General features: G+C 69.5%; 13 protein-coding genes, 1 tRNA gene and 1 pseudogene. 5 read left to right on the forward strand and 10 right to left on the reverse strand.

Annotation, left to right across the window (positions count from 1 at the left end; all coding sequences use genetic code 11):
• The first annotated feature begins 282 nt into the window (after window positions 1-282).
• On the forward strand, window positions 283-1,239 hold the full coding sequence (locus ACIKT0_RS07515; protein WP_407104741.1) for a manganese catalase family protein: 957 nt from the start codon (window positions 283-285) through the stop codon (window positions 1,237-1,239).
• A gap of 129 nt (window positions 1,240-1,368) precedes the next feature.
• Here ACIKT0_RS07515 and ACIKT0_RS07520 read toward each other — a convergent pair.
• From ACIKT0_RS07520 to ACIKT0_RS07555, 8 genes are all read right to left on the reverse strand, one after another.
• Window positions 1,369-1,444: transfer RNA gene (locus ACIKT0_RS07520), tRNA-Phe, on the reverse strand.
• A gap of 132 nt (window positions 1,445-1,576) precedes the next feature.
• Window positions 1,577-1,771, reverse strand: a complete 195-nt coding sequence (gene yacG, locus ACIKT0_RS07525; protein ID WP_407104742.1) for a DNA gyrase inhibitor YacG — start codon at window positions 1,769-1,771, stop codon at window positions 1,577-1,579.
• 4 nt (window positions 1,772-1,775) lie between these two features.
• The gene (locus ACIKT0_RS07530) at window positions 1,776-2,399 is read right to left on the reverse strand and encodes a Maf family nucleotide pyrophosphatase (protein WP_407104743.1); all 624 of its coding nucleotides are present in this window, start codon (window positions 2,397-2,399) and stop codon (window positions 1,776-1,778) included.
• Between the two features lie 49 nt (window positions 2,400-2,448).
• Window positions 2,449-2,667, reverse strand: coding sequence for a translation initiation factor IF-1 (gene infA, locus ACIKT0_RS07535; RefSeq protein WP_131003039.1), 219 nt, complete (start codon window positions 2,665-2,667; stop codon window positions 2,449-2,451).
• A 148-nt stretch (window positions 2,668-2,815) separates the two neighbouring features.
• Window positions 2,816-3,232, reverse strand: a complete 417-nt coding sequence (locus tag ACIKT0_RS07540) for an arsenate-mycothiol transferase ArsC (RefSeq protein WP_183395226.1) — start codon at window positions 3,230-3,232, stop codon at window positions 2,816-2,818.
• Window positions 3,233-3,286: 54 nt separating this feature from the next.
• Window positions 3,287-3,772: a UPF0262 family protein gene (locus tag ACIKT0_RS07545; RefSeq protein ID WP_183395078.1), complete on the reverse strand. Its 486-nt coding sequence runs from the start codon at window positions 3,770-3,772 to the stop codon at window positions 3,287-3,289.
• A gap of 12 nt (window positions 3,773-3,784) precedes the next feature.
• Entirely contained in the window at window positions 3,785-5,083 is a 1,299-nt protein-coding gene (gene hisD, locus ACIKT0_RS07550) for a histidinol dehydrogenase (RefSeq protein WP_407104744.1), read from the reverse strand.
• A 6-nt stretch (window positions 5,084-5,089) separates the two neighbouring features.
• Window positions 5,090-5,533: a DUF2948 family protein gene (locus ACIKT0_RS07555; protein ID WP_407104745.1), complete on the reverse strand. Its 444-nt coding sequence runs from the start codon at window positions 5,531-5,533 to the stop codon at window positions 5,090-5,092.
• Window positions 5,534-5,733: 200 nt separating this feature from the next.
• Between ACIKT0_RS07555 and ACIKT0_RS07560 the strand changes: the two genes are divergently transcribed.
• Entirely contained in the window at window positions 5,734-7,035 is a 1,302-nt protein-coding gene (locus ACIKT0_RS07560) for an MFS transporter (RefSeq protein WP_407104746.1), read from the forward strand.
• A 14-nt stretch (window positions 7,036-7,049) separates the two neighbouring features.
• Here the strand turns inward: ACIKT0_RS07560 and nth are convergent, their stop codons facing one another.
• A complete protein-coding gene (gene nth, locus ACIKT0_RS07565; protein ID WP_407104747.1) occupies window positions 7,050-7,736 on the reverse strand; it encodes an endonuclease III in 687 nt (228 codons plus the stop codon).
• Window positions 7,737-7,817: 81 nt separating this feature from the next.
• Between nth and ACIKT0_RS07570 the strand changes: the two genes are divergently transcribed.
• Window positions 7,818-8,327, forward strand: coding sequence for a DUF2244 domain-containing protein (locus ACIKT0_RS07570; protein ID WP_407104748.1), 510 nt, complete (start codon window positions 7,818-7,820; stop codon window positions 8,325-8,327).
• A 128-nt stretch (window positions 8,328-8,455) separates the two neighbouring features.
• A complete protein-coding gene (locus tag ACIKT0_RS07575; RefSeq protein ID WP_183395084.1) occupies window positions 8,456-8,620 on the forward strand; it encodes a Thivi_2564 family membrane protein in 165 nt (54 codons plus the stop codon).
• 20 nt (window positions 8,621-8,640) lie between these two features.
• Here ACIKT0_RS07575 and galE read toward each other — a convergent pair whose 3' ends face one another.
• A complete protein-coding gene (gene galE / locus ACIKT0_RS07580) occupies window positions 8,641-9,657 on the reverse strand; it encodes a UDP-glucose 4-epimerase GalE (protein WP_407104749.1) in 1,017 nt (338 codons plus the stop codon).
• A gap of 182 nt (window positions 9,658-9,839) precedes the next feature.
• Here galE and ACIKT0_RS07585 point away from each other — a divergent pair.
• Window positions 9,840-10,717: pseudogene (locus ACIKT0_RS07585) on the forward strand (GGDEF domain-containing protein); the annotation flags it as partial.

Below are 10,717 nucleotides of genomic sequence, written 5' to 3' on the forward strand. Positions count from 1 at the left end.
GGCGCGGCGGCGGATCGGCAGCTCGCGCGCTATGAGGCTGCGCTCGCCGCCGGAGAAGCCCCCGAGGCCGCCCTCAGGGGAGTCGTCCGGGCGATCGCCGAAGAAACGGTCAGCTAGCCTGCAGCCGGACTGATCGCGCAGCCGCTACGCGGGCGCGCGCTGCGACCGATCGAGCTGTTCCGGCAGCAGTCGACCCCGCCAGGCGCCGAAGCTGAAATTGCGATCGTTCTGGAACGAGTCGAGGCGGGCCCGGTTTAGCTAACTCCACGGAGGAGTTCGCCCATGTTCATGCACAACAAGCGACTGCAGTACACCGTCCGAGTTTCTGAGCCGAACCCGCAGCTCGCGCGCATGATCATGGAGCAGTTCGGCGGAGCTGACGGCGAGCTGGCGGCCGCTATGCGGTACTTCACCCAGGGCCTGGGTGAGGACGATCCGGGCCGCAAGGACATGCTGCTCGACATCGCGACCGAGGAGCTGAGCCACCTCGAGGTGGTCGGCTCGATCGTGACCATGCTCAACAAGGGGCTCAAGGCGCAGCTCGCCGAGGGCCAGATGAAGGAGGCCGAGCTCTACCAGATGATCGGCTCGAGCGGCACGTCCGCGAAGGAGTCGATCCTGTTCGGCGGCGCGCCGGCGCTCTGCGATTCGGCGGGCGTGCCCTGGACCGCAGCCTATGTGGACTCGCGTGGCGAACCGACCGTCGATCTCCGGTCGAACATCGCCGCGGAAGCCCGGGCCAAGATCGTCTACGAGCGGCTGATCAACATCACCGACGATCCCGGCGTGAAGGATGCGCTCGGCTTCCTGATGACGCGCGAGATCGCGCATCAGAAGTCGTTCGAGAAGGCGCTCTACGCGATCGAGAACAACTTCCCCACGGGCAAGCTTCCGGGCGTCGAGAAGTACGCCAGCATGTACGTCAACACCTCGCAGGGCGAGGGCGACGTGGACGGTCCGTGGAACTCGGGCGCGGAATGGGACCGCGTCGACGATCTGGCGCAGGTCATGCCGGCGGATGGCGGCGACGGCCTCGCGACCGTCAAGCTGGACGCGAAGGACAAGAAGGTCGCGGCCAAGATGGCCGAGCGCACGATGTCGGACCCGGCTTCCGATCCGACCACCGGCGCGGATCTCGGCGCGGGCCCCGGCGCCGGTCGCACCAAGAGCGGAGACATGGGCGGCGCGGCGAACATCCAGGAGGCGCCCGCCGTCGCCGAGGCGGCCGCGCGCAAGTAAAGCGCCAGCGGCGCGAGGACTGACGAGGCCCGCCGGTCGCCCGGCGGGCCTTTTTCATGGCCGGCGTCTCGCTGCGGACGACGTGCGTCGAGCGTTCGCTAACCGATGATGATCTGGTCTGGAGGGGGATGGTGCCCGGGGGCGGATTCGAACCACCGACACGCGGATTTTCAGTCCGCTGCTCTACCAACTGAGCTACCCGGGCCAAGGCGGAAGCGAGAGTCTCGCGGCCGTCTCGAAGCGGCCCTGCGTCGTCAGACGACGAGGCCGCCGCGGCTTATAGGGGGTCGGCCGGAGGGTGTCCAGCGCGGAGAGCGGCTTCGTGAATGGCGCCGCATCAATGCGTCGCGCCGCCGTCCTGCTCCGGCTCGTCGCTCTCCTGATCGTCGGCGGGCACCGCGTAGACGCCGCTGAGCCAGCGCGACAGATCGACGTCCGCGCAGCGCTTCGAGCAGAAGGGGTGAAAGGCCGCCGTCGACGTCTTCCGGCAGATCGGGCAGGGCCGGGGTTCGTAGGTCCGTTCTTCGGCCATTCGCTCAGGTCTTCGCTGACCAGCCCGCGTGGAGCGGGTAGCCCTCGCCGGCGAGAAGGCCCGCGGTCTCATGGAGCGGTAGGCCGACCACGGCCCCGTATGAGCCGGAGAGTTTCGAGACGAAGCTGCCGGCGAGGCCCTGGATGGCGTAGCCGCCGGCCTTGCCGCTCCACTCGCCGGAGGCGAGATAGCTCTCGATCTCGCGCTCGGACAGCCGCTTGAACCGCAGCCGGGTCTCGATCAGACGGCTCTTCAGGCCGCCTCTGCGGGTGACGAGGCAGATCGCGGTCGAGACGCGGTGCGCGCGCCCGGAAAGCAGCCGCAGGCAGTCTCCGGCCTCGTCCGGCGTTTCGGCCTTGGGCAGAATGCGGCGGCCGACGGCCACGACAGTATCGGCGGCGAGGATCAGCGCGCCGGAGAGCGCGGCGTCCTGCGCCGCGAGCCGCGCGCCTTCGCGCGCCTTCTCCTCGGCCAGGCGAAGCGCCAGGCTGCGGGGCCGTTCATTTCGGTGCGGAGTCTCGTCGAGCGAGGCCGGCAGCAGCGCATCCGGACGGACGCCGATCTGCTCCAGCAGAGCGAGCCTGCGAGGGCTCGCCGAGGCGAGGACGAGTTTGGGGCGGTCCTTCATGAGGCGCGCGACCGGACCAGCGTCTGGAGAGAAGCCGAAGCTCCGGCGGTCACTTGAACCGGTAGGTGATGCGGCCCTTGGTCAGGTCATAGGGCGTCATCTCAACCAGGATCTTGTCGCCGGCCAGAACGCGGATGCGGTTCTTGCGCATGCGGCCGGCCGTGTGGGCGATGATCTCGTGGTCGTTCTCGAGCTTCACACGGAAGGTTGCGTTCGGCAGAAGCTCGACGACGGTGCCCGGAAACTCGAGCAGCTCTTCTTTCGACATTTGGTCTCGATGGTGAGCGACGCCGAAGGCCCGGCGCCCGGGCGGCCGACATCAGACATGCGTTAGGATACGGCGTGATACCGGAAACGATGTGGTTTCACAACCGAGCCGCCGCAAGGCGTCTCGGACGCCTCACGCGCCACGACCGTCAGACCCGCGCCTTCCGGGGCGGCCTGAATCTGTCGCGAATGCGATTGGTGAGCGAGTCGCGCATCGCGCGATACGCGCCGAGCACCTGCTCCCGGCTGCCCCCGGCGGCGATCGTCGGGTCGAGCGTCGGCCAGTACTCGACCTCGACCGGCAGCCGCCGGGTAAGCTCGAGCGCCGCGTGATGGGCCTCCGGGGCAAGGCTGACGATCAGGTCGAAGTTGAGGTCTTCGAGATCCTCGAGCGTGTGCGGCTTGTGCTTGCCGAGCGTGAGGCCGACCTCCTCGAGGGCGGCCTCCACGAACGGGTCGGGGTCGCCGGGACGCACGCCCGCGGAGGCGACGTAGAGCGAGCGGCCGAAATAATGCCGCGCCAACGCCTCCGCGACGGGCGAGCGGATCACGTTCTGCCCGCACATGAAGAGCACCGACTGAGGGCGCTTGCCCTGATCGCCGCCCTCGTCCACCCGAGGTCAGCCCTTCCAGCTCAGGGCGCAGATCAGCGTGAAAAGGCGCCGCGCGGTGTCGTGGTCGCAGGTTATCTTGCCCTTCAGGCGTTCGCTCAGGACCTGCGCGCCTTCGTCGTGCAGACCGCGGCGGCCCATGTCGATCGCCTCGATGTGCGACGGGCTCGCGGTCTTGATCGCGGTGCGATAGCTCTCGCAGATCAGGAAGTAGTCCTTGAGGATCTTGAGGAACGGCGTCAGCGAGAGCAGGTGCGTGACGATCTCCTCGCCGGTCTCGCGCCGGATCTGCAGCGCGAGCTTGCGGTCCAGAAGCCCGACATGAAGCGCGAACGGCCCCTCGGCCTCCAGGCCCTGGGGGGCGAACTGGTTGTCCTCGACGAGATCGTAGATCGCCACCGCCCGCTCGTGCTCGACGTCCGGCGACGCGCGCCCGATCGACTTCTCGTCGAGCGTGACCGCGACGAGCCTGTGCTTGGGATCGGGCGCTGGCACCGGGCCGCTCCCTCAGCCGCCCGGGTTCATGCGGATCGCGACCGAGCGCGCATGGGCCTCAAGCCCTTCGGCCCGGCCGAGCGTCACGGCCGCGGGCCCGATCAGACGCAGCTGCTCGGGGCCGCACCGCAGGATCGAGGTCCGCTTGAGGAAGTCGAGCACGCCGAGGCCGGAGGCGAAACGCGCGGTGCGCGCGGTCGGCAGCACGTGGTTGGAGCCACCGACATAATCGCCGATCGCCTCGGGCGTGTGGCCGCCGAGGAAGATCGCCCCGGCGTGACGGATCGATTTCGCCAGCGCGTCGCCGTCCTCGGCGATGATCTCGAGATGCTCGGCGGCGATGCGGTTGGCGAGCGGCGCGGCGGCGCCGATGTCCGGGACCACGATGATCGCCCCGTAGTCGCGCCAGCTGGCCGCCGCGATGTCCTTGCGCGGCAGGGTGGTGAGCTGGCGCTCCACGGCGGCTTCGACTGCGTCGGCGAGCTCCGGATCGTCGGTGATGAGGATCGACTGCGCCGAGGCGTCGTGCTCGGCCTGCGCCAGCAGGTCGGCCGCGATCCAGTCCGGGTTGCCGGTATGGTCGGCGACGATCAGCACCTCGGACGGGCCAGCGATCATGTCGATTCCGACGGTCCCGAACACCCGGCGCTTGGCGGCCGCCACATAGGCGTTGCCCGGCCCGACGATCTTGGCGACCGGCTGCACCGTCTCGGTGCCATAGGCGAGCGCCCCAACCGCCTGCGCGCCGCCGATGCGGAACACCTCGTCGACGCCGGCGATCTCGGCGGCCGCCAGCACGAGGGGCGAAAGCGCGCCGTCCGGGGCGGGGACCACCATGGCGAGCCGCTCGACGCCCGCGACCTTGGCCGGAACCGCGTTCATCAGCACCGACGACGGATAGGCGGCGGTGCCGCCCGGCACGTAAAGCCCGACCGAGTCGACCGGGGTCCAACGGTGTCCGAGTTCGACGCCGATCGGATCCACATAGCTCTCATCGGCCGGCATCTGGCGGCGGTGATGCGCCTCGATCCGGTCGCGCGCGAGCGTCAGGGCGTCGAGCGCCTCGGCGTCGCAGGCCGCGCGGGCGGCGGCGATCTCGTCGGGCGCGACCCGGATGCCGACGGCCTCGAGGTCCACCCGGTCGAACCGGAGTGACAGGTCGATCAGGGCGGCGTCGCCGCGGGCCTTGACGTCGGCCAGGATCGTCGCGACGGCCTGGTCCACATCCTCGGAGACCTCGCGCTTCGTCGAAAGCAGGGCGTCGAAGCGCGCCGAAAAGTCATCGGCGGCGGCGGTCAGGCGGAGCGCCATTTCGGATCAGGCCTCGTCGGCTTCGTGGAGGGGAGGGGCTTTGGCGGCCCAGACGGGTCCGAGATCGGCGACCTGCGCCTCGATGCATTCGACCTCCAGGCGCAGGCAGGCGCCGCCCGAAAACAGCAGGTCGATCGCCCCGGAGGGCGGGTCGGCCGGGTCGAAGACGATGGTCAGCAGGTTCAGCACCGCCTCGGGGTTCGAGCGGTCGACGCCCTTCGCGCGGACGCGGGTGACCCGGTCGAAATGCGCCGCGGTGCGGCGGCGGCGGACTTCGCCCGGCGCCCGGCGGTCGGCGCGGTTGCCGACCATCGCCAGCCGCTGCTCGCCCGGCAGGTAGACCAGGTCGCCGACCTTCAGCACGAAATCCTGCAGATGCGCCGCGAGGACTTCGAGGTCCTCCGCGTCGAGTGCGGCAAGCTTGAGCGGCGCGTCGGCGGAATCTGACATCGGCTCGCAGGGGCTGATCGACCGGACGCGGCCGAGAGCGGGAGAGTTAGCGGGGCAAGGGGAGGCGGGCAAGCCACGCGCTGCGCCGTCATCGGCTCGCAGGCTCGGGAGTCGTCATGGCCTTCCGGACGATTGTGCGCCGGCCGGTATGGCGCTAAGGCCGTTTGTCTCTCCCGGAACCCGCCGAAAGCCAGTCGCCCGTGTCCGCGCACGCCACCGCCGCCCCGGCGAACTCTCCCCGCCGCGTTCTGTTCGCGAGCCTGATCGGCACGACGATCGAGTTCTTCGACTTCTACATCTACGCGACCGCGGCCGTGCTGGTGTTCCCGAAGCTGTTCTTCCCGAGCAGCGATCCGACCTCGGCGGTGCTGCAGTCCTTCGCGACCTTCGCGATCGCCTTCCTGGCGCGTCCGGTCGGCGCGGTGCTGTTCGGGCATTTCGGCGACCGTATCGGGCGCAAGGCGACGCTGGTCGCAGCGCTGATGACGATGGGCCTCTCGACCGTCGCGATCGGGCTGCTGCCGACCTATGCGCAGATCGGCGTCGCGGCGCCGTTGCTGCTCGCGCTGTTCCGGTTGGGCCAGGGGCTCGGACTTGGCGGCGAGTGGGGCGGCGCGGTGCTGCTAGCGACCGAGAACGCGCCTCCGGGCAAGGAGGCCTGGTACGGCATGTTCCCGCAGCTCGGCGCCCCGATCGGCTTCATCTGCTCCGCGGGCAGCTTCCTGCTGCTGGGCGCGTTGCTCACCGATGAGCAGTTCTTCTCCTATGGGTGGCGCATTCCCTTCGTGGCGAGCGCGCTGCTGGTGATCGTCGGCCTCTACGTCCGGCTCAAGATCACCGAGACGCCGGCCTTCCGCAAAGCGCTCGAGCGGCAGGAGCGGGTGCGGGTGCCGATGCTGACCGTCTTCCTCGAGCACACCGGGACGCTCGTGCTGGGCACCGTCGCGGCGATCGCGACCTTCGTGATCTTCTACCTCATGACAGTGTTCGCGCTGAGCTGGGGCACGAGCGTGCTGGGCTACGCGAAGGGCGAGTTCCTGCCGCTCCAGATGCTGGGCGTGGTGTTCTTCGGCGTCACCATCCCGATCGCGGCCAAGATGGCCGACCGGATCGGGACCGAACGCGCGCTGATCGGGGCGAGCCTCGCGATCTTCGCGTTCGGCTTCCTGTTCGAGCCGCTGTTCGGTTCCGGCGGCGTGGTCGGCGTGCTGCTCTTCCTGTCGATCGGCCTCGGCCTGATGGGCTTCACGTACGGGCCGCTCAGCGCAGCGCTTTCGGAGCTGTTCCCGACGGCCGTGCGCTACACCGGCGCCTCGCTCGCCTTCACGCTCGCCGGCATCCTGGGCGCGTCGCCGGCGCCCTACGCCGCGACCTATCTGGCGAGCGCCTACGGGCTCTCGGCGGTCGGCTACTACATGTCCGCCATGGCGCTCCTGAGCGCGGTCGCCTTCTGGCTCATCGGCCGCCGCCGGACCTTCCGGCTCGCGGTCGAGAACGGCTGAACGCGCGGTCCTCGCTATCCGCCGACCGCGGGCCCCCGCGGCGGCGGCGCAGGCTGAGTCTTCGGCTCGAACGGGCAGAGGTCATTGATCAGGCACGCCGGGCACTCGGGCTTGCGCGCCTTGCAGACATAGCGGCCGTGCAGGATCAGCCAGTGGTGAGCGTGCCTCCGGTAGCGCTCCGGCACCGTCTTCTCCAGGCCGAGCTCGACTTCGAGCGGCGTCTTCCCCGGCGCGAGGCGGGTGCGGTTCCCGACGCGGAACAGGTGCGTGTCGACCGCGATCGTCGGCTCTCCGAAAGCCGTGTTGAGCACCACGTTGGCGGTCTTGCGGCCGACGCCGGGCAGCATCTCCAGCGCCGTGCGTGACGGCGGCACCGCGCCGCCGTGCTCGTCGATCAGCTTCTGCGAGAGCGCGACCACGTTCTTCGCCTTGTTGCGGTAGAGGCCGATCGTCTTGATCAGCTCCCGCACCCGATCCTCGCCGAGCGCGACCATCTTTTCGGGCGTGGGGGCTTCGGCGAACAGTCTTCGGGTCGCCTTGTTGACGCCGGCGTCGGTCGCCTGAGCGGACAGGACGACCGCCACGAGCAACGTGTAGGCGTCCACATGCTCGAGCTCGCCCTTGGGCTCGGGGTCGCGCGCCTCGAACCGGCGGAATATTTCCTCGACAGTCGCAGGCGGCAGGCGCCGGGGCCGAGCCATGCGCTTCTCTGCGCTCGCGGCGGCCGGTTTTTTGCGGGGGGAGGACTGACGCTCTGGCATCGCAAGTCCTATACTTGGCTCATGAGCCGGGACGCCAGTCGCCCAGATCCCGAGAGCGAACTGTTCGCGGCGGTGATCACGCCACACCGCTCGCTGGGGCGGCGCGGCTTCATCATCGTGATGGCCGCCTTCGCACTGCTCTCGACCGCCCTCAGCATCCCCTTCTACCTGATGGGGGCGTGGCCGGTCGTGGGTTTCTTCGGTCTCGACGTGCTCGCGCTGTGGATCGCCTTCCGGCTGAACTTCGCGGAGGCGCGCGCCTGCGAGCAGGTGGCGCTGAGCTATGTGGAGCTTCTGATCCGGCGCGTTCCGCGTCGTGGCCCGAGCGCCGAGTGGCGCTTCAACCCGCTCTGGGTGCGGCTCGAGACCGAGACGGACGAGGACTTCGGGATGACGCGTCTCGCCGTCAGGCAGCGCAATGATCGCATCGATGTCGGCGGCGCCCTTTCTCCTCATGAGCGGGCGGAATTCGCGGACGCGTTCGGCCGGGCGCTCGCCAGCGCCAAGGCGGGCCCGCGCACTGCCCCTTAGACCAAGGAAGACATTCCGGAACGGATTCCGCGGCCGGGCGTTTTCACGTCACGACGGCGCGTAATCGGGAGCGAGCCGACGTTTCCCACCCAACCCCGAATAGTTCTCGCCGCAAAGGATGACGAGAAATGGAAGGGCCACTCATCGGCATTTTGATCACCATTCTGGTGATCTTCTTGGTTCTCTATCTCATCGGAATGCTGCCGATCGACGGCCGGGCGAAGCAGATCATCCGGATCATCGTCATCATCATCGGCATCATCTCGCTGCTGAAGTATCTCGCGGTGTTCTGATCCGCGAGCTTAGCAGACCGTCAGGCGCGCCCGCTCGATAGCCACGAGCGGCGCGCCTCGTCGTTCCACCAGAGCTGCTCCCAGCGCAGCGCATCGCCGACGATCAGGTCGAGGTCGGCGTGCTGCGGACGCCAGCCAAGAATGTCCCGGATCAGGCTGGCGTCGGCCACCGAGACGTAGGGGTCTCCGTCGCGCGGCGGCTTCTCCGTGACCGGGAAGTCGTTTCCGGAGACGCGCCGGACCGCGTCCAAGACCTGCCGGACCGAAAAACCCCAGCCGTAGCCGCAGTTAAGCGTCTGGCTCGCGCCGCCCTCGCGCAGGTGCCGGAGCGCGGCCAGATGCGCCTCGGCCAGATCCGACACATGGATGTAGTCGCGCACGCCCGTGCCGTCGGGCGTCGGCAGGTCGGTCCCGAAGATCGACAGGCCGTCGTTCAGCCCGAGCGCGGCCCGGGTGGCCACGGTGATGAGGTTCGACGCGCCAGGCGAGCGCTGCCCCGACCGCAGCCGATGGTCGGCGCCCGCGACGTTGAAATAGCGCAGCGCCACATAGGACAGGTCGTGCGCCGCCGCCCCGTCGCGCAGGACGCGCTCGGACATCAGCTTCGAAGCCCCATAGGGGGAAGCCGGGTCGGTCGGGGCGTCCTCGGAAGTCGGCGTAGGTGGCGCGAGCCCGTAGACCGCCGCGGTGGATGAGAAGATCACGCGACTCACGCCGGCGTCGGTGAGCGCCGCCAGCAGCGAGGTCGTCTTGGCGGTGTTGGCGGTGTAGTAGCCGAACGGATCGCGCACCGACTCCGGCGCCGAGATCCGGGCTGCGAAATGCACCACCGCGTCGATGGCGTGGGTCGCCGCAAGCTCGAGCACGAGCGCGCGATCGGCGACGTCGCCGACCACGAGTGGCACGTCGCCCGGCACGGCTTCGCGGAAGCCCGTCGAGAGGTTGTCCAGCACCACCACAGACTCGCCCGCGTCGCGCAGAGCGAGAACCATGTGCGAGCCGATATAGCCGGCGCCGCCGGTGATGAGCACCGTCATGTCGTCCCCTTCCGCGGGCCGAGCCGCCAGCGCCGCACCCTAGCGCGACGGCATTTCCATTTCATTGCGACGATCGAGGGCGTGCGCGGAGCCCGGGCGCCGATGATCGGACGATAACGATTGATTCACGATGCTTGCGTTATTTTGCGGTGAGGTTCGCGACGCCGAGGAGCGCAGGGCGCATGCCACACGCCAACCGGCCCGGCGCCGGCGGTTCTGACGATCGCTGGTGGCGGGGCCTGGCGGCTCGGTCGACGCTGTGCCTGGGCGGGGCGCTCGCGCTCGTCGCCGCCGCCGTCATCATCACGAGCGGGCTCTATCTCCGCGACGCGGCGATCGCGTCGATCGAGCGCGACCTCGCGGTCGCCGCCCAGCGACTTGCGACTGCGATCCAGCAGGACGTGACGCCCGCGCGTTTCAACCAGCTCAGCGAAGCCGCAGCCCTCGACTACGGCTATGTGGTCGGCCTCGATGGCGCGATTCTCGCCGGCGTGCCGCCTTCGGCCGCGTCGGCCTCGTCGCCTGACACGCTTTCCGACTCCCTCCAGGCGGGAGCCGCGGCGCTGATCGTCGAGCGCGGCTTCGCCCATGCGGCGGCTCCCGCCATGCTGTCCGACGGAAGCCCCGTCACCGTTTACGCCGGACGCTCCCTAAGTGAGGCGTACGCCGCGATGCGCGGGATGATCGCGCGGGCCTCGCTGGCCGCACTCGCCTTGCTCGCCGTGCTTCTCCCGCTCGCCGCGTTGCTGATCGACCGTGTCGCGGCCCCGCTGCGCGCGCTGACGCGCGCCGTGACCCGTCCCGGCGCTGCCGAGGATGAATTGCGGCGCGCCGGCGACCGGCGGGACGAGATCGGGGCGCTTGCGAGGGCGCATCTGTCGATCGCCCGCAATCTGGCCGAGAACGCCGACGCGCTGCACCGGCTGACCTTCGATGATCCCCTGACCCGCCTGCCGAACCGCGGCAGCCTGACGAGCCGCCTGACCGCGGCGCTGCAGGTCGGCCGCAAGCTGGCGCTGCTGCGGGTCGAGGTCGTGGGTCTCGCCCGCGTCGCGGCCGG

This window comes from Hansschlegelia beijingensis (assembly GCF_045505405.1).
GTDB lineage: Bacteria > Pseudomonadota > Alphaproteobacteria > Rhizobiales > Methylopilaceae > Methylopila > Methylopila beijingensis_A.

Coding starts and splice junctions, on each gene's coding strand:
- ACIKT0_RS07515 (WP_407104741.1), top strand. CDS start 283: ATGTTCATGCACAACAAGCGACTGCAGTACACCGTCCGAGTTTCTGAG.
- yacG (WP_407104742.1), bottom strand. CDS start 1,771: ATGGCCGAAGAACGGACCTACGAACCCCGGCCCTGCCCGATCTGCCGG.
- ACIKT0_RS07530 (WP_407104743.1), bottom strand. CDS start 2,399: ATGAAGGACCGCCCCAAACTCGTCCTCGCCTCGGCGAGCCCTCGCAGG.
- infA (WP_131003039.1), bottom strand. CDS start 2,667: ATGTCGAAAGAAGAGCTGCTCGAGTTTCCGGGCACCGTCGTCGAGCTT.
- ACIKT0_RS07540 (WP_183395226.1), bottom strand. CDS start 3,232: ATGTGCGGGCAGAACGTGATCCGCTCGCCCGTCGCGGAGGCGTTGGCG.
- hisD (WP_407104744.1), bottom strand. CDS start 5,083: ATGGCGCTCCGCCTGACCGCCGCCGCCGATGACTTTTCGGCGCGCTTC.
- ACIKT0_RS07555 (WP_407104745.1), bottom strand. CDS start 5,533: ATGTCAGATTCCGCCGACGCGCCGCTCAAGCTTGCCGCACTCGACGCG.
- nth (WP_407104747.1), bottom strand. CDS start 7,736: ATGGCTCGGCCCCGGCGCCTGCCGCCTGCGACTGTCGAGGAAATATTC.
- ACIKT0_RS07570 (WP_407104748.1), top strand. CDS start 7,818: ATGAGCCGGGACGCCAGTCGCCCAGATCCCGAGAGCGAACTGTTCGCG.
- ACIKT0_RS07575 (WP_183395084.1), top strand. CDS start 8,456: ATGGAAGGGCCACTCATCGGCATTTTGATCACCATTCTGGTGATCTTC.
- galE (WP_407104749.1), bottom strand. CDS start 9,657: ATGACGGTGCTCATCACCGGCGGCGCCGGCTATATCGGCTCGCACATG.